Genomic DNA, 20,338 nt, shown 5'->3' on the forward strand with positions numbered 1-20,338 from the left:
TGATTACTTGGAATTACTGTTGTTTTCGAACTGCTGCGTTAAGTAGCTGCTGGTGCTGTTTAACGAGGTCATTAAAACGTCCAGCTGGGTAAATTGTTCTTTGTAGCGAGCGACCTGCGCATCAATGCGATCGCTGGCGGCGTTATAGTCTTTAGTTAACTTATTCAGGGTCTTACTAACGCCATCGGTAGCGGCTTTAATAATGCCCGTTGTCGAAAGCCAACTGGTCAGGTTGCTGCCGATGGTGGTCGTGATGCCGGTTTTTTTACCATCGCCAACAATCAATGCACCTACGCCGCTGGCATCTTTTTTCAATGCAGCGGTGAGTTTGTCGGCATCCAGCTCCAGTTTGCCATCGCTGGGATCGGTCGTGATACCAATCTGCGCCAACGTTTTATAGTTGGAAGAACTAACGGTATTACTCAGCATCGACTTCAACTGCGTCTGAATCGTCCGCAACGTGGAGTCGCCGAGCAGTGCGCCATTGCTAGAACTCTGGCTATCAGCTCCCGCATCTACGGCGGTGTATTTGGTCAGGCTGCTGAAGGTATCTATTAGCGAGTTATAGGCATTCACCCAGTCTTTAATCGCCGTTTGCGCTTTGGAGGTGTCCTGAGTGATGGTTAGCGTCTGGTTGCCCGTGGTGACATCGTTCAGGTTCAGGGTGATGTTTTCCAGCGCGTCGCTGATGGTGTTGCTGCTGTTCTCAATGGCGACGTTGTTGACCGTCAGCTGCGCATTCTGGGCGGCGACCGAGACCTCCATGCCGTTGCTGCTGGCACTGGCGTCATAGCCCATAAAACTTTGTAGCGCATCATCACCGCTAACCGAGAGCGTCATCGCATTATCAAGGCCGGTGTCATTCGATGTGACTGACAGACGATATTCACCGTTACCCACGTTAATGATGCTTGCGCTTACACCTGCTTTTGCGTTGTTGATGGCATCACGGATCCCGCTTAACGACGAGTTAGCCGCGCTGATATCAATGGTGATCGGCTCTTTGTCGCCGCCTTGTTGAATGGTGAGTTTGCTGTCGCTGGTGGCGATCGCCGTTTTCGTATCGTCTCTGGTGGTGCGCGTGGTCAGGGTTTGCGCCTGCGCCAGATGGGTGACACTGATGGTGTATTTCCCGGCGATGGCGTTACCCGCAGTGGTGGCACTGAATGCGGTGGTGCTGCTGGTGGTGCTGGTGGCGGAAAAAAGATCGGCTTTAGACAATGCAGTATTGGCGGTCTGGAAAGTCGTCAGCGCGCTTTTCAGCGTACCGTAGGCGCTAAGTTTAGCGGTAAACGACGATTGCTGATTTGAAATGGGGGTTAGCGTCGCTTTTTGCGCGGCGGTGAGGCTATCAAGGATTGAACTTAAATCCAGACCTGACCCGACTCCCAGCGATGAAATACTTGCCATGCGATTTCCTTTTATCTTTCGACACGTAAAACGAATACCGGGGTTATCGGCCTGAATTGCGCAAAGTTTACGTTTAATTGTTTTTTTTAATAGCGGGAATAAGGGGCAGAGAAAAGAGTATTTCGGCGACTAACAAAAAATGGCTGTTTGTGAAAAAAATTCTAAAGGTTGTTTTACGACAGACGATAACAGGGTTGACGGCGATTGAGCCGACGGGTGGAAACCCAATACGTAATCAACGACTTGCAATATAGGATAACGAATCATGGCACAAGTCATTAATACCAACAGCCTCTCGCTGATCACTCAAAATAATATCAACAAGAACCAGTCTGCGCTGTCGAGTTCTATCGAGCGTCTGTCTTCTGGCTTGCGTATTAACAGCGCGAAGGATGACGCCGCAGGTCAGGCGATTGCTAACCGTTTTACTTCTAACATTAAAGGCCTGACTCAGGCTGCACGTAACGCCAACGACGGTATTTCTGTTGCACAGACCACTGAAGGCGCGCTGTCCGAAATCAACAACAACTTACAGCGTGTGCGTGAACTGACCGTTCAGGCAACCACCGGTACCAACTCCCAGTCTGACCTGGACTCTATCCAGGACGAAATTAAATCCCGTCTGGACGAAATTGATCGCGTATCCGGTCAGACCCAGTTCAACGGCGTGAACGTGCTGGCAAAAGACGGTTCCATGAAAATTCAGGTTGGCGCGAACGATGGCCAGACCATCACTATCGACCTGAAGAAGATTGACTCTTCTACCTTGAACCTGACAGGTTTTAACGTTAACGGTTCTGGTTCTGTGGCGAATACTGCAGCAACTAAAGCTGATTTAACCGCTGCTCAACTCTCTGCACCGGGTGCAGCAGACGCAAATGGTACAGTTACTTATACTGTCAGTGCTGGTTATAAAGAATCCACTGCTGCAGATGTTATTGCTAGCATCAAAGACGGCAGTGCTCCGACTTCTGCAATTACTGCAACCATTAATAATGGCTTCGGTGATTCCAGTGCGCTGACTTCCAATGACTATACTTATGACCCAGCAAAAGGCGACTTCACTTACGACGTAGCTTCAAGCGCCAATAATACTGCTGCCCAGGTTCAGTCCTTCCTGACGCCGAAAGCAGGTGATACCGCAAATCTGAAAGTAACCGTTGGTACGACATCGGTTGATGTCGTTCTGGCCAGTGATGGTAAGATTACAGCAAAAGATGGTTCTGCATTATATATCGACAGTACAGGTAACCTGACTCAGAACAGTGCTGGCTTGACCTCTGCTAAACTGGCTACTCTGACTGGCCTTCAGGGCTCTGGTGTTGCTTCAACCATCACTACTGAAGATGGCACTAATATTGATATTGCTGCTAACGGTAATATTGGTCTGACCGGTGTTCGTATCAGTGCTGATTCTCTGCAGTCAGCGACTAAATCTACGGGCTTTACTGTTGGTACTGGCGCTACAGGTCTGACCGTAGGTACTGATGGTAAAGTGACTATCGGCGGGACTACTGCTCAGTCCTACACCAGCAAAGATGGTTCCCTGACTACTGATAACACCACTAAACTGTATCTGCAGAAAGATGGCTCTGTAACCAACGGTTCAGGTAAAGCGGTCTATGTAGAAGCGGATGGTGATTTCACTACCGACGCTGCAACCAAAGCCGCAACCACCACCGATCCGCTGAAAGCCCTGGATGAGGCAATCAGCCAGATCGATAAGTTCCGTTCATCCCTGGGTGCTATCCAGAACCGTCTGGATTCCGCGGTCACCAACCTGAACAACACCACTACCAACCTGTCTGAAGCGCAGTCCCGTATTCAGGACGCCGACTATGCGACCGAAGTGTCCAACATGTCGAAAGCGCAGATCATTCAGCAGGCCGGTAACTCCGTGCTGGCAAAAGCCAACCAGGTACCGCAACAGGTTCTGTCTCTGCTGCAGGGCTAATCGTCCTAACCTGATTAACTGAGACTGATGGCAACGCCAAATTGCCTGATGCGCTGCGCTTATCAGGCCTACAAGGTGAATTGCAATTTATTGAATTTGCACATTTTTGTAGGCCGGATAAGGCGTTTACGCCGCATCCGGCAACATGAAGCGTAATTTGTCAGCAACGTGATCCCCCGCCACCGGCGGGGTTTTTTCTGTCCGCAATTTACCGGTAACCCCCAAATAACCCCTCATTTCACCCACTAATCGTCCGATTAAAAACCCTGCAGAAACGGATAATCATGCCGATAACTCATATAACGCAGGGCTGTTTATCGTGAATTCACTCTATACCGCTGAAGGTGTAATGGATAAACACTCGCTGTGGCAGCGTTATGTCCCGCTGGTGCGTCACGAAGCATTGCGCCTGCAGGTTCGACTGCCCGCGAGCGTGGAACTTGACGATCTGCTACAGGCGGGCGGCATTGGGTTACTTAATGCCGTCGAACGCTATGACGCCCTACAAGGAACGGCATTTACAACTTACGCAGTGCAGCGTATCCGTGGCGCTATGCTGGATGAACTTCGCAGCCGTGACTGGGTGCCGCGCAGCGTGCGACGCAACGCGCGTGAAGTGGCACAGGCAATAGGGCAACTGGAGCAGGAACTTGGCCGCAACGCCACGGAAACTGAGGTAGCGGAACGTTTAGGGATCGATATTGCCGACTATCGCCAAATGTTGCTCGACACCAATAACAGCCAGCTCTTCTCCTACGATGAGTGGCGCGAAGAGCACGGCGATAGCATCGAACTGGTTACTGATGATCATCAGCGAGAAAACCCGCTACAACAACTGCTGGACAGTAATCTGCGCCAGCGGGTGATGGAAGCCATCGAAACGTTGCCGGAGCGCGAAAAACTGGTATTAACCCTCTATTACCAGGAAGAGCTGAATCTCAAAGAGATTGGCGCGGTGCTGGAGGTCGGGGAATCGCGGGTCAGTCAGTTACACAGCCAGGCCATTAAACGGTTACGCACTAAACTGGGTAAGTTATAACGTCAGTAAATGCCGCACTTTAATTTTGACTACCAGGAGTTCTTAATGATGGTGCAGCACCTGAAAAGACGGCCATTAAGCCGCTATCTTAAAGACTTTAAACACAGCCAGACCCATTGCGCGCATTGCCGTAAATTACTCGACCGCATTACCCTCGTTCGCGACGGCAAAATAGTGAATAAAATCGAGATTTCCCGCCTGGACATGCTGCTTGATGAAAATGGCTGGCAAACGGAACAAAAATCATGGGCGGCATTGTGCCGATTTTGCGGTGATTTACATTGCAAAACGCAGAGTGATTTTTTCGATATTATCGGCTTTAAGCAATTTCTTTTTGAGCAAACTGAAATGAGCCCAGGTACGGTGCGTGAATATGTCGTTCGTCTGCGCCGTTTGGGGAATCATCTACACGAGCAAAATATTTCCCTCGATCAGCTGCAGGGTGGTTTCCTTGATGAAATCCTCGCCCCGTGGCTGCCCACCACCAGCACCAACAATTACCGCATCGCATTACGGAAGTATCAACACTATCAGCGTCAAACGTGTACCGGACTTGTGCAGAAATCCTCCAGCCTGCCTGCTTCTGATATATATTAAATAAGAATAAGATGTAGCGGAGTTGTTTTTGTGTTTACAAACAATGGCTCTACACTGCAAACAGACATAACAACATTCGGGGTGAATATGAAATTAGCACATCTGGGACGTCAGGCATTGATGGGTGTGATGGCCGTGGCGCTGGTTGCGGGCATGAGCGTTAAAAGTTTTGCAGATGAAGGTCTGCTTAATAAAGTCAAAGAGCGCGGCACGCTGCTGGTAGGGCTGGAAGGAACTTATCCGCCGTTCAGTTTTCAGGGGGATGACGGCAAATTAACCGGTTTTGAAGTGGAATTTGCCCAACAGCTGGCAAAACATCTTGGCGTTGAGGCGTCACTAAAACCGACCAAATGGGACGGTATGCTGGCGTCGCTGGACTCTAAACGCATTGATGTGGTGATTAATCAGGTCACCATTTCTGACGAGCGCAAGAAAAAATACGATTTCTCTACCCCGTACACTATTTCTGGTATTCAGGCGCTGGTGAAAAAAGGTAACGAAGGCACTATTAAAACGGCTGCTGATCTGAAAGGCAAAAAAGTGGGTGTCGGTCTGGGCACCAACTATGAAGAGTGGCTGCGTCAGAATGTTCAGGGCGTCGATGTGCGTACCTATGATGATGACCCGACCAAATATCAGGATTTGCGCGTAGGCCGTATCGATGCGATCCTCGTTGACCGTCTGGCGGCGCTGGATCTGGTGAAGAAAACCAACGATACGCTGGCAGTAACCGGTGAAGCATTCTCCCGTCAGGAGTCTGGTGTGGCGCTGCGTAAAGGAAATGAAGACCTGCTGAAAGCGGTGAATGATGCAATTGCGGAAATGCAAAAAGATGGCACTCTGCAAGCGCTTTCCGAAAAATGGTTTGGTGCTGATGTGACCAAATAATCAGCATAATGACAAAAAAGGGCGCTTTCACTAGCGCCTTTTTTATTTACGCGTTTTCAGCGTGCATAATAAGAAAATCACAACAACACACATCGGAGGCTGTTATGCCACTGCATAATTTAACCCGTTTTCCACGGTTGGAGTTTATCGGCGCGCCAACGCCGCTCGAATATCTGCCGCGCTTTTCTGATTATCTTGGACGGGAAATTTTCATCAAACGGGATGACGTCACACCCATGGCTATGGGCGGCAATAAATTACGTAAGCTGGAATTTCTCGCGGCAGATGCCCTGCGCGAAGGTGCCGATACGCTGATTACTGCCGGCGCGATCCAGTCTAACCATGTGCGCCAGACTGCCGCAGTTGCGGCGAAACTCGGTCTGCACTGCGTGGCGCTGCTGGAAAATCCTATTGGCACAACCGCAGAAAACTATTTAACCAACGGCAATCGTTTGTTGCTGGATCTGTTCAATACCCAGATTGAAATGTGCGACGCACTGACCGATCCCAATGCCCAACTGGAAGAGCTGGCGACGCGAGTCGAAGCACAAGGCTTTCGCCCGTATGTCATTCCGGTTGGCGGTTCTAATGCTTTGGGCGCATTGGGTTATGTGGAGAGTGCGCTGGAAATTGCGCAACAGTGTGAAGGGGCAGTTAATATTTCGTCGGTGGTGGTCGCGTCGGGCAGTGCCGGAACTCACGCCGGACTGGCTGTTGGGCTGGAACACCTGATGCCTGAAAGCGAACTGATTGGCGTGACCGTGTCGCGTTCCGTTGCCGATCAATTGCCGAAAGTGGTTAACCTCCAACAGGCGATTGCGAAAGAACTGGAGCTGACCGCATCAGCGGAAATTTTACTCTGGGATGACTATTTTGCACCTGGCTACGGCGTGCCGAACGACGAAGGCATGGAAGCAGTGAAATTGCTGGCGCGGCTGGAAGGCATTCTGCTTGATCCTGTGTATACCGGAAAAGCGATGGCGGGGCTGATTGACGGTATCAGTCAGAAACGCTTCAAAGATGAAGGGCCGATTCTGTTTATTCATACCGGCGGCGCGCCTGCGCTGTTCGCCTATCATCCCCACGTTTAGCTCCGGAAACGCTCATGCAAGAAAGTATACAACTGGTTATTGATTCCTTGCCGTTCCTGCTGAAAGGGGCTGGGTATACGCTGCAACTCAGTATCGGCGGCATGTTTTTTGGCTTACTGCTAGGGTTTATTCTCGCGCTGATGCGCCTTTCGCCAATCTGGCCCGTGCGCTGGCTGGCGCGTTTTTATATCTCTATTTTTCGTGGTACGCCGCTCATCGCCCAACTGTTTATGATCTATTACGGCTTGCCGCAGTTTGGCATCGAACTAGATCCCATTCCGTCAGCAATGATTGGTCTGTCGCTAAACACTGCCGCCTATGCTGCCGAAACGCTGCGCGCCGCCATTTCTTCTATTGATAAAGGTCAGTGGGAAGCTGCTGCCAGTATTGGTATGACGCCGTGGCAGACCATGCGTCGCGCGATTTTGCCACAGGCGGCGCGGGTGGCGTTGCCGCCGCTGTCGAACAGCTTTATCAGCCTGGTAAAAGATACGTCGCTGGCCGCGACAATCCAGGTGCCGGAGCTATTCCGTCAGGCGCAGTTGATTACCTCACGCACGCTGGAAGTGTTCACCATGTACCTGGCGGCTTCGCTCATCTACTGGATCATGGCGACAGTATTATCGACGTTGCAGAACCATTTTGAGAATCAACTTAATCGCCAGGAGAGAGAACCAAAATGAGTGCCATTGAAGTTAAGAACCTGGTGAAAAAATTTCACGGTCAGACGGTGCTGCACGGTATCGACCTCGAGGTAAAGCCTGGCGAAGTAGTGGCAATTATCGGTCCGAGTGGTTCCGGCAAAACCACGTTGCTACGCAGCATAAATCTGCTGGAACAACCGGAAGCGGGAACCATCACCGTTGGCGATATCACCATTGATACTGCACGTTCATTAAGTCAGCAAAAATCGCTGATTCGCCAGTTGCGTCAGCACGTCGGGTTTGTCTTCCAGAACTTTAATTTGTTTCCGCATCGTACGGTGCTGGAAAACATTATTGAAGGGCCGGTGATCGTCAAAGGCGAACCAAAAGAAGAGGCCACGGCGCGCGCTCGCGAGCTGCTGGCGAAAGTTGGGCTGGCAGGTAAAGAAACCAGCTATCCACGTCGTTTGTCTGGCGGTCAACAGCAGCGTGTCGCGATTGCGCGAGCGCTGGCTATGCGTCCTGAGGTGATTTTGTTTGACGAGCCAACGTCGGCGCTGGATCCAGAGCTGGTGGGCGAAGTCCTGAACACCATCCGTCAGCTGGCGCAGGAAAAGCGCACGATGGTGATTGTGACGCACGAAATGAGTTTTGCCCGGGATGTTGCGGACCGGGCGATCTTTATGGACCAGGGGCGGATAGTCGAACAGGGGGCCGCAAAAGCGTTATTTGCCGATCCCGAGCAGCCTCGCACCCGCCAGTTTCTCGAGAAGTTTCTGCTGCAATAATAAGAAAAAATCAGCCCCGACGATTCACCTGTCGGGGCGGTGCGCCACTTCAAACGTGATAAAACTGCTTAACAAATCAGCATAACTCATTAATAACATAAGAGAATGCGATGGCTTGCAAAAGTAATTCATTGCCTGAATAATATAAATTATATATAAATCTTATTTATGTGATAGTTTGAATTATCATTATAAATGATACTCACTCTCAGGGGCGTTGCGGTTTACTATGCAGGATACGGATTTTTTCAGCTGGCGTCGCACGATGCTGTTGCGTTTTCAGAGGATGGAGGCCGCAGAAGAGGTCTACCATGAAATAGAGCTTCAGGCTCAGCAGCTGGAGTACGATTACTATTCGTTATGTGTTCGCCACCCGGTACCATTCACGCGACCTAAAGTGGCTTTCTACACCAATTACCCTGAGGCGTGGGTTAGTTATTATCAGGCAAAAAATTTTCTCGCAATTGATCCTGTTCTGAACCCTGAAAACTTTAGTCAGGGCCATTTAATGTGGAATGATGACTTATTCAGCGAAGCTCAGCCGTTATGGGAAGCCGCGCGCGCGCATGGTTTACGCCGCGGTGTCACTCAGTATTTAATGCTGCCAAATCGGGCGCTGGGCTTTTTGTCCTTTTCCCGTTGCAGCACGCGCGAAATACCCATTCTTAGTGATGAACTGCAATTAAAAATGCAGTTACTGGTGCGCGAAAGTCTGATGGCTCTGATGCGTTTAAATGATGAAATAGTGATGACGCCAGAGATGAATTTCAGCAAGCGCGAAAAAGAAATTCTGAAATGGACGGCGGAAGGGAAGACATCAGCAGAGATAGCGATGATTTTGTCAATCTCTGAGAATACGGTCAATTTCCATCAGAAAAACATGCAGAAAAAAATCAATGCACCAAATAAGACCCAGGTGGCCTGTTATGCGGCCGCTACTGGCTTAATTTGATCGCTTTTCTTTCTGCGTGCCAGATGCAAAAACCGGCTGAAAGGCACGCTCTCAGCCGGTTTTATATTACTGACGGTAGGCTTGTTTAATTTGCTTAACCGTTTTGGAAAATACTGCAGCCTGGGTTTCGTCTTCGATCAGCGCAAGCTGTTTTTCCATCTTTAACATCACGCGGCCCGCGTCAGCTTGTCCCATCGCCTGCAGCATCAGCGTCAGCATCGCTTTCAGGCAGGAGACTTCATTTGCCAGTTCTTGATTATTCTCGGCAGTAGAAAAATCAGGCGTACTCATTTATTTTCCTCGTCATGTTGCAATGAAAATTTGCGGTGAAAAATGTTAAGGCGGCGGAGTATACCATAAGCTTTGCTAAAAATAGCAGTGGTTGTTTTTTGAGCGTGATATCGGCAGTGCTATAAAATACGTTAATATAATGACCAATAAATATTTTTATCATGAATGTTTTTTGCCCGTATTGTTCGGGTTAATTAATGTTACATATTCAGCGGGCTGATTTTCATTTTTGCTGAATAAAGTCAATTTTTGTCACATTTCGTCGCAGGGCTTGCTGTGAAACGATCCGGTAAGCCGTTGGTGACGGGCGTGACCATAACTGTGGACAATCGAATTGACAAAAACGAGAGAAAAATCGAATACCCACCATTTTTAACGTTTCAAAGTTGCAATAAAAACCGCTAATATACGAATGACTAACTATCAGTAGCGTTATCCCTATTTCTGGAGATATTCCTTTGATCAACGTTCTACTTGTTGATGACCACGAACTGGTGCGCGCAGGGATACGACGCATTCTGGAAGATATAAAGGGTATAAAAGTCGTCGGAGAGGCATCGTGCGGTGAAGACGCCGTTAAATGGTGCCGGGCAAATGCCGTTGACGTGGTGCTAATGGACATGAGTATGCCGGGCATTGGCGGTCTTGAGGCGACGCGTAAAATCGCACGTTCCACAGCTGATGTCAAAATCATCATGCTTACCGTCCATACAGAAAACCCTTTACCAGCGAAAGTCATGCAGGCCGGTGCTGCGGGCTACCTCAGCAAAGGCGCGGCTCCGCAGGAAGTCGTGAGTGCGATCCGTTCTGTCTATTCAGGGCAGCGTTACATTGCTTCTGACATCGCTCAACAAATGGCGTTAAGCCAGATCGAACCAGAAAAAACAGAAAGCCCATTTGCCAGTTTGTCTGAACGTGAATTGCAGATTATGCTGATGATCACCAAGGGCCAGAAGGTCAATGAGATCTCAGAACAGCTCAATCTCAGTCCGAAAACGGTGAACAGCTACCGCTATCGTATGTTCAGTAAACTAAACATTCATGGCGATGTTGAGCTGACTCACCTGGCAATTCGCCATGGTCTGTGTAATGCGGAGACATTATCAAGTCAGTGAGTGATCAGTTTGACGCAAAAGCGTTTTTAAAAACCGTAACCAGCCAGCCAGGCGTTTATCGCATGTACGATGCTGGTGGTACGGTTATCTATGTCGGCAAAGCGAAAGACCTGAAAAAACGGCTTTCCAGCTATTTCCGTAGCAACCTCGCTTCGCGCAAAACCGAAGCGCTGGTCGCCCAGATCCAGCAAATTGATGTAACGGTTACTCATACAGAAACCGAAGCGCTGTTGCTGGAACACAACTACATCAAACTCTATCAGCCGCGTTACAACGTTTTGCTACGCGATGATAAATCTTATCCCTTTATCTTCCTGAGTGGCGATACCCATCCGCGTCTGGCGATGCATCGTGGTGCGAAGCATGCTAAAGGTGAATATTTCGGCCCGTTCCCGAATGGCTATGCCGTACGTGAAACACTGGCGCTACTGCAAAAGATATTCCCCATTCGCCAGTGCGAAAATAGTGTTTATCGCAATCGCTCGCGTCCGTGTCTGCAATATCAGATAGGGCGCTGTCTGGGACCGTGCGTTGAAGGACTTGTGAGTGAAGAAGAATACGCTCAGCAGGTCGAGTATGTGCGCCTGTTTTTGTCTGGCAAAGATGATCAGGTGCTTACGCAACTCATTAGTCGTATGGAAACTGCCAGCCAGAATCTGGAGTTTGAAGAAGCGGCACGTATTCGCGACCAAATTCAGGCGGTGCGACGCGTCACCGAAAAACAGTTTGTGTCCAATACCGGCGACGACCTTGACGTTATTGGTGTGGCGTTCGATGCGGGCATGGCTTGTGTCCACGTATTGTTCATTCGTCAGGGCAAAGTGCTCGGCAGCCGCAGCTATTTCCCGAAAGTGCCTGGAGGTACGGAACTGAGCGAGGTGGTGGAAACCTTCGTAGGTCAGTTCTATTTACAAGGCAGCCAGATGCGCACCTTACCGGGTGAGATCCTGCTCGATTTTAATCTTAGCGATAAAACGCTGCTCGCCGATTCCCTTTCAGAACTGGCGGGACGCAAGATTAATGTTCAAACCAAACCTCGCGGCGATCGGGCGCGTTATCTGAAACTCGCGCGTACCAATGCGGCGACGGCCTTAACCAGCAAACTTTCGCAGCAATCTACCGTTCACCAGCGGCTGACCGCGCTTGCCAGCGTGTTGAAATTGCCGGAAGTGAAGCGGATGGAGTGCTTTGACATCAGCCATACCATGGGTGAACAAACCGTCGCCTCCTGTGTGGTGTTTGATGCTAACGGCCCGCTGCGTGCGGAGTATCGGCGCTATAACATTACTGGCATTACGCCGGGCGATGATTATGCGGCGATGAATCAGGTGCTGCGTCGGCGTTATGGTAAAGCCATCGACGACAGTAAGATCCCGGATGTGATCCTTATTGACGGCGGCAAAGGCCAGCTTGCGCAGGCGAAAAATGTCTTCGCCGAACTGGATGTCTCATGGGATAAAAATCATCCGCTGCTACTTGGCGTTGCCAAAGGAGCAGATCGTAAGGCTGGGCTGGAAACGCTGTTCTTTGAGCCGGAAGGTGAGGGATTTAGTTTGCCGCCAGATTCTCCCGCGCTGCATGTTATCCAGCATATTCGCGATGAATCACACGATCACGCGATTGGCGGGCACCGTAAGAAACGGGCGAAGGTCAAAAATACCAGTTCCCTGGAAACCATTGAAGGCGTCGGGCCAAAACGTCGGCAAATGTTGTTGAAATATATGGGCGGTTTGCAAGGTTTACGTAACGCCAGCGTTGAGGAAATTGCAAAAGTGCCGGGTATTTCGCAAGGTCTGGCAGAAAAGATCTTCTGGTCGTTGAAACATTGATGTCTCTGTAGCAACATAGGGGTAATCTTACTGACAACAGATAGTTACCCGTCATTATGCAATTTAATATCCCTACGTTGCTTACACTGTTCCGTGTCATCCTTATCCCATTCTTTGTATTGGTCTTTTATCTGCCTGTCACCTGGTCGCCGTTTGCCGCCGCGCTCATTTTCTGCGTCGCGGCGGTGACTGACTGGTTCGATGGTTTTCTGGCACGCCGCTGGAACCAGAGTACCCGGTTTGGTGCTTTCCTTGACCCTGTGGCAGATAAAGTTCTCGTGGCTATCGCCATGGTGCTGGTAACCGAGCATTATCACAGCTGGTGGGTGACCTTGCCGGCGGCAACGATGATCGCCCGTGAAATTATTATTTCTGCGCTACGCGAATGGATGGCGGAGTTGGGTAAACGCAGTAGCGTGGCTGTCTCCTGGATTGGGAAAGTGAAAACCACTGCCCAGATGGTAGCGCTGGCCTGGCTGCTGTGGCGTCCGAACATTTGGGTTGAGTACGCCGGTATTGCACTTTTCTTTGTGGCTGCGGTACTGACTCTGTGGTCAATGTTGCAATATTTGAGCGCTGCGCGTGCAGATTTGCTTGATCAGTGATCGTTTCGGCGCAATTTTCAGCAAACGATCAAAAGTGGTGAAAAATATCGTTGACTCATCGCGCCAGGTAAGTAGAATGCAACGCATCGAACGGCGGCACTGATTGCCAGACGATAATAAAATCAAGTGATTAACTGATTGCTTGATGAATGCGGGAATAGCTCAGTTGGTAGAGCACGACCTTGCCAAGGTCGGGGTCGCGAGTTCGAGTCTCGTTTCCCGCTCCAGTTTAAAAGACATCGGCGTCAAGCGGATGTCTGGCTGAAAGGCCTGAAGAATTTGGCGCGTTAACAAAGCGGTTATGTAGCGGATTGCAAATCCGTCTAGTCCGGTTCGACTCCGGAACGCGCCTCCACTTTCTTCCCGAGCCCGGATGGTGGAATCGGTAGACACAAGGGATTTAAAATCCCTCGGCGTTCGCGCTGTGCGGGTTCAAGTCCCGCTCCGGGTACCATGGGAAAGATAAGAATAAAATCAAAGCAATAAGCAGTGTCGTGAAACCACCTTCGGGTGGTTTTTTTGTGCCTGCAACTTGTCGTTACACCCTCCTTAATTTTTAATCACCGGCAAAGCCACTCAAAAAGTATCTCTGATACGGACCGGCATGTAAGATAGGTGCTGGCGAGTTGAGATCCACAAGGAAAAGCGTATGAAAACGGGACCGTTAAACGAAAGTGAGTTGGAATGGCTGGACGATATTCTGACCAAATACAACACTGACCACGCCATCCTTGATGTGGCGGAGCTGGACGGTTTATTGACGGCGGTGTTGAGTTCTCCGCAAGAGATTGAACCGGCACAGTGGCTGGTTGCCGTGTGGGGTGGGGCTGACTATGTGCCGCACTGGGCGTCAGAGAAAGAGATGACACGCTTTATGAACCTGGCTTTTCAACATATGGCCGATACCGCAGAGCGTCTGAACGAATTCCCGGAGCAGTTTGAGCCGTTATTCGGCTTGCGAGAAGTCGATGGCAGCGAGCTGACGATTGTTGAGGAGTGGTGCTTTGGCTATATGCGGGGCGTGGCACTTTCTGACTGGTCAACGTTGCCCGATTCGTTAAAACCAGCGCTGGATGCGATTGCGCTGCACGGTACTGAGGAAAACTTCGAGCGGGTAGAGAAGATGTCGCCAGAAGCGTTTGAAGAGAGCGTAGATGCCATTCGACTGGCGGCGCTTGATTTACATGCATACTGGATGGCGCATCCGCAGGAAAAAGCTGTTCAGCAACCGATCAAAGCAGAAGAGAAACCGGGGCGTAATGATCCTTGCCCGTGCGGTAGTGGTAAGAAATTTAAGCAGTGCTGCCTGCATTAAGAGATCAAATTGGGTGTCAGCGTTAATTCTGGCACCCAATAAGGAATTTGAGGCTATCTGATCACCCCACTTCTGGTAACAAGCCTGCCGCAATCAAAAATTGCACGCTAATCACAGCAATACCACAGAGAAACACCACCACCAGCGCCGGACGACCACCTTTCACCCGGTAACCCGCCTGAGGATTGTGCTTTCTGCTTTGCCAGGTCAACAGCGAAGGGATAATCAATGCCAGTACCGCCAGCGCCACACCGGCGTAACCCAGCGCCATCACAAATCCTCGTGGATAAAACAGTGCAAACGCTAACGGCGGCAGAAAGGTAATTGCACCAGTTTGCAATCGTCCACCAACGGTATTTGAACGCTGAAACAAATCAGCCAGATAATCAAATAAGCCTAACGCAACGCCGAGAAATGACGTGGCGAGGGCTAAATCAGCAAATAAATGCACCGCCAGTTCAACATGCGGAGAGGCTACCATTTCGCGTAACGCCTGTAACAGCCCGTTTAATCCGGCATGATTAGCCAGCAATCCCATAAAGGTTGTTGAATCAATGCTGCCAAGCGTCGCCACCTGCCAGAAAATATATGCCACCAGGGGGATCGCACTACCGATTATAAACACCCAGCGTAGCTTACGAATGTTGCCATCCATATAGCTGACAATACTCGGCACGCTACCGTGAAAACCAAACGATGTAAAAATCACCGGGATTGCAGATAGTGCCAGCCCCTGTTGCAACGGCAGGGTTAAAAGATTCACTTTGTGAATATGCGGCAGCAGTAGTACCAGCATTACCACCAGAAAAATAATCTTGGCGCTGAACAGAAAACGGTTAAACAAATCGACCAGCGATGTCCCGACACAAACCACGCCACCGGCAACAAAAGTGAACAACAGCACGCCAGCGGTTGCCGACATTGAAATACCTGTCCAGTCGCTGATGCTGGAGGCCAACAATTCACCGGCACCGCTGATGTATGCCGCAGTCAGAGCATACATTAAGAACATCATACTGAAGCCCGTCAGCCACTGACCGTAGCGTCCCAGATAGCGTTTTGCCAGCGTGCCCAGGCCAGTATCTGCCGGTACATGCTGGTACACCTCCAGCAGTAATAGCGCCGTGTAGCACATCAACGCCCAAAGCCCAATCAACAAGATTAACGTGACGCTAAAACCAACACCTGCCGCAGCCAGCGGCATTGCCAGCATGCCTGCGCCAATTGTGGTTCCCGCCACGATAAAAACACTTCCCAGAGTTCTGTTTTTCACGCTTTCTTCTGTCCTGACGATCTTTATGAGTGATATCTGCGGCGCAGGTTAAGGCATAACGGCTGCTTCGTCAAGCCGGCGTTACATATGGTGTAAATATAAATGTACAATAAAATGCGTTCAGTCCTGCGCTGGCGCAAAGTCTTGGTAAGCGGCAATCGCTACGCTAGCCTTTTTTCGAGGAGGAACGATGGACTCTATTCACGGTCATGAAGTGTTAAATATGATGATTGAATCAGGTGAGCAATATACGCATGCCAGTCTGGAAGCTGCGATTAAAGCGCGTTTTGGTGAACAGGCACGTTTTCACACTTGCTCGGCAGAAGGGATGACAGCGGGAGAGCTGGTAGCGTTTCTGGCAGCAAAAGGCAAATTTATACCTTCGGAAGAAGGTTTTTCGACCGATCAGAGTAAGATTTGCCGTCACTGATTTGAAACGGCGGCAGTAAACCTGCCGCCGGAGAACATTAGTTTTGTGTGTCGAGGGTAGAGAGTTCTTTGTCGATAAAATACAAACCTTCGCCGCTTTTGCCTGCCAGGCTTAATTTATCAATAATCGATTTGAACAGTTTCTCTTCTTCATGCTGCTCAGAAACATACCATTGCAGGAAATTAAAAGTTGGGTAGTCCTGATTGGTCATTGCAGCATGAGCCAGTTCGTTAATTTTCTGCGTGATTAATTGTTCGTGTTTATAGGTTTCCTGGAATAATTCATCAAGTGAGGAATATTCAGCAAACGGAGATTCAACGGTATTAATACGCGGTAAATTGCCGGTATCAGTCAGATAATCAAACAGACGCTGCATATGCGTCATCTCTTCCTGGGCGTGGCGGCGCAGGAACGCGGCAGCACCTTCGAAGGTATGATAGCTGCACCAGGCGCTCATTTGCTGATAAAGCAGTGAAGAGTACAGTTCCAGGTTCATCTGCTCATTAAGTTTTTCAATCATTTCTGGTTTCAGCATGATAGTGCTCCACAAAGGTTATATTTGTTGCTGTGGCGTCACTATAATTTGTTATTTTATTATTTGCAAAAGGTAAAATATAAACTTCATTTATTAAAAATACGAATGGGAATAAAACGCATTACCGCTATTTCTTTAATCAGCGAAGATCCCCTCGCTGATTAAAATATTTAGAGAAAGACAGGGAAGGCGGAATGATGGCACTGATATGACAAAGTGAATTCCGTATTCAAACATAAGGAACCCGCAAAGAGGCTACAGTTGCCTACTGGCTGACCAAAGGGGATAGCGTGGGTATAGCCTTCCTGCTGGCATGCGCGATCGGCGATCCCGCGACTGACATAACGATCGGTACGGGCATGCTGCAAAAAAGCCTGATCATAAACCAACCGAACAATACCTGTTGCCGCGTCAACTTCGCCCACATGAGCCTGGCGAGTAACTGTGCACCCCGCCAGCGTTATTAATGAAAGAGTCAGAATCAGAAGTCTCATGGTCCAGCCAGAAGAGTAAAAGAAAGCAGTATTTTACGCGTTACAGCGCTGCGACAATGGCCGGAAAAGACGCCTGGCAGGCGCTATTTCTTGCCATCTGTAGGTGTCAGAAAGGGGGTAGCTGCTTTTTGATTATCATTTTTATAACATTAAAGGGGTATTTATGTGATTTGCATCACATAAAGATTGATTTTTGTGATGGTTGTCATATTATAAGCGCAAAGACAATAACACCTGTATAACAAATGGTCGGAGTGCCGCGATGAAACTGCGCAAAATCCTGAAAAGTATGTTCAACAACTATTGCAAGACGTTCAAAGACGTACCGCCAGGCAATATGTTCCGATAACAAAAAACCTGCTCCGGCAGGTTTTTTGTGTCCTGATGACGGTGGATGTGACTATCGCTGAAGATGTGAAGCCGCTACTATAACGGCTTTCAAAATGCTATCAGGAGTTTACGATGTCCCAGCCGCTGAATGCCGATCAGGAACTGGTTTCTGATGTGGTTGCTTGCCAGTTGGTTATCAAACAAATTCTGGATGTTCTCGATGTAATCGCGCCCGTTGAAGTTCGTGAAAAAATGTCCAGCCAGCTGAAGAATATCGACTTTACTAACCATCCCGCCGCCGCAGACCCGGTCACCATGCGGGCAATCCAAAAAGCCATCGCGCTGATTGAACTCAAGTTTACCCCACAGGGCGAATCCCATTAAAAAAACCGCTGCTTCAAAAAGATGAGGCAGCGGTTTCTCAAAAACTTCATCGGCGCAATGCATTAGCGCCGATGTATGATCAATGCAGCTGATGCGACACGACATTCAGAACATGTTGGTCGGTCTGCACAGGGCACATACCCGCAAGTTTCGCACTGCGCACTTCATCAAGAATGGTTTGCAGCAACAGGCCATCATGCTGCTGTTCTTTTTCCAGATCGCGCAGGAAATTGACGGTTGAATCATCATTCAGTTCTTTCGCTTCATCGGCTAACTGCGCCAGCGTGCTTGAACGTTGCTCGTATTCTTCCATCGTTTTTTGGAACAGTTCTTCCAGAGAGTTCAGTTTTTCACCGGGAACATCAATGGCTTTAACGATGGGGGTAGCGCCGACACTCTTCATAAAGTTAAACATGCGCATCATTTGGGTCACGTTACTCTGTGCCTGGGCGCGAAGGAAAGTGGCGGTGCCGTTCAGACTCTGTTCAGAACACCAGTTACTCAGGTGAAGGTAGAGATTGGATGCGTAAAACTCGCGGTTCATTTGAGAGTTGAGTTTGAGAAGCATTCCAGCGGTTGCCATACCTAATATCCTTATATCCAGAAGTGGAGAGGTGCAAGATAAATCAAAACACCATAATTACTGTTTGCAGAATAATTCCTTTCTGCCGGTCCGAAATGTGATCGTGGAGTCAATTCTGACGATGATCTGAAATAAGAATAACGTCTGAGCGGGTATAAGAAAATGCTTAAATCATCAAGTTTATATATTTTTACATTTCATTGATGAAATCAATGTAACTGCAATGAATTTTAATGATAGTGCTTTTTGTATCTTGTTGATATTAATCGATGAATTTGAATTCATGATGAAGTGATGATTTTATAAAACGTTTTTTCATTTTTGCGAGATGGCTCTCATTATACGTGTTCTGTTAATTAATGAGCACAGTGATAATTAATGGCGAAATGAATGACGCGCATTTTCCACATCTTTGAGTTGTGGTTATTACACCATTTCAAAAACTCAACGCCAGGTAATGCGGCCTGTTGACTGGTTAAAAAGAAGACATCCCGCATGGGTACCAAAGACAACAAGGATTTCCAGGCTAATCTTATGGATTAATCTGCTGTGCATTCGACAATTTGTCTGACAAATTGGCTTTCCCTTATGTCTTTTCCCGCTAAATTTATGCACGTTCTCACTGTAATTCTGCGATGTGATATTGCTCTCCTATGGAGAATTAATTTCTCGCTAAAACTATGTCAACACAGTCACTTATCTTTTAGTTAAAAGGTAATGCTTTGTTTTCCGATTAATTTAACGAAAGTCATTCGTTTTTGCCCTACACAAAACGACACTAAAGCTGGAGAGAACCATGCACAAATTTACTAAAGCCCTGGCAGCCATTGGTCTGGCAGCCGTTATGTCACAATCCGCTATGGCGGAGAACCTGAAGCTCGGTTTCCTGGTGAAGCAACCGGAAGAGCCGTGGTTCCAGACCGAATGGAAGTTTGCCGATAAAGCCGGGAAGGATTTAGGGTTTGAAGTTATTAAGATTGCCGTGCCGGATGGCGAAAAAACATTGAACGCTATCGACAGCCTGGCTGCCAGTGGCGCGAAAGGTTTCGTTATTTGTACTCCGGACCCGAAACTCGGCTCTGCCATCGTGGCGAAAGCGCGTGGCTACGATATGAAAGTCATTGCCGTGGATGACCAGTTTGTTAACGCCAAAGGTAAGCCAATGGATACCGTTCCGCTGGTGATGATGGCTGCGACCAAAATTGGCGAACGTCAGGGCCAGGAACTGTATAAAGAGATGCAGAAACGGGGCTGGGATGTCAAAGAAAGCGCGGTGATGGCGATTACCGCCAACGAACTGGATACGGCTCGTCGCCGTACTACGGGGTCTATGGATGCGCTGAAAGCGGCAGGATTCCCGGAAAAACAAATTTATCAGGTACCTACCAAATCTAACGACATCCCGGGGGCATTTGACGCTGCCAACTCAATGCTGGTTCAACATCCGGAAGTTAAACATTGGCTGATCGTCGGTATGAACGACAGCACCGTACTTGGCGGCGTACGCGCGACGGAAGGTCAGGGCTTTAAAGCGGCCGATATCATCGGTATCGGTATTAACGGTGTGGATGCGGTGAGCGAACTGTCTAAGGCACAGGCAACCGGCTTCTACGGTTCCCTGCTGCCAAGCCCGGACGTACATGGCTATAAATCCAGCGAAATGCTTTACAACTGGGTAGCAAAAGACGTTGAACCGCCAAAATTTACCGAAGTTACCGACGTGGTATTGATCACGCGTGACAACTTTAAAGAAGAACTGGAGAAAAAAGGTTTAGGCGGTAAGTAATTTGC

23 protein-coding genes, 3 tRNA genes and 1 pseudogene are annotated in these 20,338 nt (G+C 49.0%); 19 read left to right on the plus strand and 8 right to left on the minus strand.

Annotated elements, in window-relative coordinates; genetic code table 11:
* Positions 1-3: 3 nt before the first annotated feature.
* Positions 4-1,410, minus strand: a complete 1,407-nt coding sequence (fliD, locus tag ACJHXB_RS14040; protein WP_000146793.1) for a flagellar filament capping protein FliD — start codon at positions 1,408-1,410, stop codon at positions 4-6.
* Positions 1,411-1,675: 265 nt separating this feature from the next.
* On the opposite strand from fliD, the gene ACJHXB_RS14045 reads away from it, so the two are divergent.
* From ACJHXB_RS14045 to sdiA, 8 genes are all read left to right on the plus strand, one after another.
* Entirely contained in the window at positions 1,676-3,364 is a 1,689-nt protein-coding gene (locus ACJHXB_RS14045; RefSeq protein ID WP_000079748.1) for a FliC/FljB family flagellin, read from the plus strand.
* A gap of 319 nt (positions 3,365-3,683) precedes the next feature.
* Entirely contained in the window at positions 3,684-4,403 is a 720-nt protein-coding gene (fliA, locus tag ACJHXB_RS14050) for an RNA polymerase sigma factor FliA (protein WP_001087467.1), read from the plus strand.
* Positions 4,404-4,448: 45 nt separating this feature from the next.
* Positions 4,449-5,000 (plus strand): flagella biosynthesis regulatory protein FliZ, encoded by a 552-nt coding sequence (fliZ, locus tag ACJHXB_RS14055; protein WP_001366384.1) that lies wholly within the window; start codon positions 4,449-4,451, stop codon positions 4,998-5,000.
* 87 nt (positions 5,001-5,087) lie between these two features.
* Complete coding sequence (tcyJ, locus tag ACJHXB_RS14060; RefSeq protein ID WP_001295643.1) at positions 5,088-5,888, plus strand: cystine ABC transporter substrate-binding protein; 801 nt, start codon at positions 5,088-5,090, stop codon at positions 5,886-5,888.
* A gap of 104 nt (positions 5,889-5,992) precedes the next feature.
* Positions 5,993-6,979 (plus strand): D-cysteine desulfhydrase, encoded by a 987-nt coding sequence (gene dcyD, locus ACJHXB_RS14065; protein WP_001128215.1) that lies wholly within the window; start codon positions 5,993-5,995, stop codon positions 6,977-6,979.
* Positions 6,980-6,993: 14 nt separating this feature from the next.
* Entirely contained in the window at positions 6,994-7,662 is a 669-nt protein-coding gene (tcyL, locus tag ACJHXB_RS14070) for a cystine ABC transporter permease (RefSeq protein WP_001158220.1), read from the plus strand.
* Entirely contained in the window at positions 7,659-8,411 is a 753-nt protein-coding gene (tcyN, locus tag ACJHXB_RS14075; RefSeq protein WP_001272991.1) for an L-cystine ABC transporter ATP-binding protein TcyN, read from the plus strand. Before tcyL ends, tcyN begins: the two co-directional genes overlap by 4 nt.
* A 229-nt stretch (positions 8,412-8,640) precedes the next feature.
* Positions 8,641-9,363 (plus strand): transcriptional regulator SdiA, encoded by a 723-nt coding sequence (gene sdiA, locus ACJHXB_RS14080; protein ID WP_001154271.1) that lies wholly within the window; start codon positions 8,641-8,643, stop codon positions 9,361-9,363.
* A 66-nt stretch (positions 9,364-9,429) separates the two neighbouring features.
* Here the strand turns inward: sdiA and yecF are convergent, their stop codons facing one another.
* The 3 genes and pseudogenes from yecF to ACJHXB_RS14095 all read right to left on the minus strand — a co-directional run.
* Positions 9,430-9,654, minus strand: coding sequence for a DUF2594 family protein YecF (yecF, locus tag ACJHXB_RS14085; protein ID WP_000106474.1), 225 nt, complete (start codon positions 9,652-9,654; stop codon positions 9,430-9,432).
* Complete coding sequence (gene yecU / locus ACJHXB_RS14090) at positions 9,641-9,817, minus strand: protein YecU (RefSeq protein WP_000590347.1); 177 nt, start codon at positions 9,815-9,817, stop codon at positions 9,641-9,643. The genes yecF and yecU overlap by 14 nt, the downstream gene beginning before the upstream one ends.
* A gap of 82 nt (positions 9,818-9,899) precedes the next feature.
* Positions 9,900-9,971 (minus strand): annotated as a pseudogene (locus ACJHXB_RS14095) (transcriptional regulator); the annotation flags it as partial.
* Positions 9,972-10,112: 141 nt separating this feature from the next.
* Here ACJHXB_RS14095 and uvrY point away from each other — a divergent pair.
* The 7 genes from uvrY to yecA all read left to right on the plus strand — a co-directional run bounded on the left by uvrY (position 10,113) and on the right by yecA (position 14,518).
* Positions 10,113-10,769 carry a UvrY/SirA/GacA family response regulator transcription factor gene (gene uvrY, locus ACJHXB_RS14100; protein ID WP_000611328.1) on the plus strand — a complete coding sequence of 219 codons (657 nt, stop codon included), beginning with the start codon at positions 10,113-10,115 and terminating at the stop codon, positions 10,767-10,769.
* A complete protein-coding gene (uvrC, locus tag ACJHXB_RS14105; protein ID WP_001283421.1) occupies positions 10,766-12,598 on the plus strand; it encodes an excinuclease ABC subunit UvrC in 1,833 nt (610 codons plus the stop codon). The genes uvrY and uvrC overlap by 4 nt, the downstream gene beginning before the upstream one ends.
* Before the next feature lie 56 nt (positions 12,599-12,654).
* A complete protein-coding gene (gene pgsA / locus ACJHXB_RS14110; protein WP_001160187.1) occupies positions 12,655-13,203 on the plus strand; it encodes a CDP-diacylglycerol--glycerol-3-phosphate 3-phosphatidyltransferase in 549 nt (182 codons plus the stop codon).
* Between the two features lie 151 nt (positions 13,204-13,354).
* Positions 13,355-13,430, plus strand: a tRNA-Gly gene (locus ACJHXB_RS14115).
* A 54-nt stretch (positions 13,431-13,484) separates the two neighbouring features.
* A tRNA-Cys gene (locus tag ACJHXB_RS14120) sits at positions 13,485-13,558 on the plus strand.
* A 12-nt stretch (positions 13,559-13,570) separates the two neighbouring features.
* Positions 13,571-13,657 (plus strand) — tRNA-Leu (locus tag ACJHXB_RS14125).
* Between the two features lie 195 nt (positions 13,658-13,852).
* Positions 13,853-14,518: a UPF0149 family protein YecA gene (gene yecA, locus ACJHXB_RS14130; RefSeq protein WP_000847874.1), complete on the plus strand. Its 666-nt coding sequence runs from the start codon at positions 13,853-13,855 to the stop codon at positions 14,516-14,518.
* Positions 14,519-14,579: 61 nt separating this feature from the next.
* On the opposite strand, the gene tyrP is transcribed toward yecA, so the two are convergent.
* A complete protein-coding gene (gene tyrP / locus ACJHXB_RS14135) occupies positions 14,580-15,791 on the minus strand; it encodes a tyrosine transporter TyrP (protein WP_000797561.1) in 1,212 nt (403 codons plus the stop codon).
* 190 nt (positions 15,792-15,981) lie between these two features.
* Here tyrP and ACJHXB_RS14140 point away from each other — a divergent pair, with 190 nt between their 5' ends.
* The gene (locus ACJHXB_RS14140) at positions 15,982-16,221 is read left to right on the plus strand and encodes a YecH family metal-binding protein (RefSeq protein WP_000377224.1); all 240 of its coding nucleotides are present in this window, start codon (positions 15,982-15,984) and stop codon (positions 16,219-16,221) included.
* Between the two features lie 37 nt (positions 16,222-16,258).
* On the opposite strand, the gene ftnA is transcribed toward ACJHXB_RS14140, so the two are convergent.
* Positions 16,259-16,756, minus strand: coding sequence for a non-heme ferritin (gene ftnA, locus ACJHXB_RS14145; protein WP_000917208.1), 498 nt, complete (start codon positions 16,754-16,756; stop codon positions 16,259-16,261).
* 170 nt (positions 16,757-16,926) lie between these two features.
* Complete coding sequence (locus tag ACJHXB_RS14150; RefSeq protein ID WP_001237859.1) at positions 16,927-17,250, minus strand: YecR-like lipofamily protein; 324 nt, start codon at positions 17,248-17,250, stop codon at positions 16,927-16,929.
* Positions 17,251-17,512: 262 nt separating this feature from the next.
* Here ACJHXB_RS14150 and azuC point away from each other — a divergent pair, with 262 nt between their 5' ends.
* A complete protein-coding gene (gene azuC, locus ACJHXB_RS14155; protein WP_010723106.1) occupies positions 17,513-17,599 on the plus strand; it encodes a stress response protein AzuC in 87 nt (28 codons plus the stop codon).
* A gap of 113 nt (positions 17,600-17,712) precedes the next feature.
* Positions 17,713-17,964, plus strand: a complete 252-nt coding sequence (gene yecJ, locus ACJHXB_RS14160) for a DUF2766 family protein YecJ (RefSeq protein WP_000082127.1) — start codon at positions 17,713-17,715, stop codon at positions 17,962-17,964.
* Between the two features lie 79 nt (positions 17,965-18,043).
* Here yecJ and ACJHXB_RS14165 read toward each other — a convergent pair whose 3' ends face one another.
* Positions 18,044-18,547, minus strand: coding sequence for a non-heme ferritin-like protein (locus ACJHXB_RS14165; RefSeq protein WP_000179469.1), 504 nt, complete (start codon positions 18,545-18,547; stop codon positions 18,044-18,046).
* 796 nt (positions 18,548-19,343) lie between these two features.
* Between ACJHXB_RS14165 and araF the strand changes: the two genes are divergently transcribed.
* Complete coding sequence (gene araF, locus ACJHXB_RS14170) at positions 19,344-20,333, plus strand: arabinose ABC transporter substrate-binding protein AraF (RefSeq protein WP_000548675.1); 990 nt, start codon at positions 19,344-19,346, stop codon at positions 20,331-20,333.
* The last annotated feature ends 5 nt before the right edge of the window (positions 20,334-20,338 follow it).

It is taken from the genome of Escherichia sp. WS3227_2, from assembly GCF_046486495.1.
GTDB lineage: Bacteria > Pseudomonadota > Gammaproteobacteria > Enterobacterales > Enterobacteriaceae > Escherichia > Escherichia coli.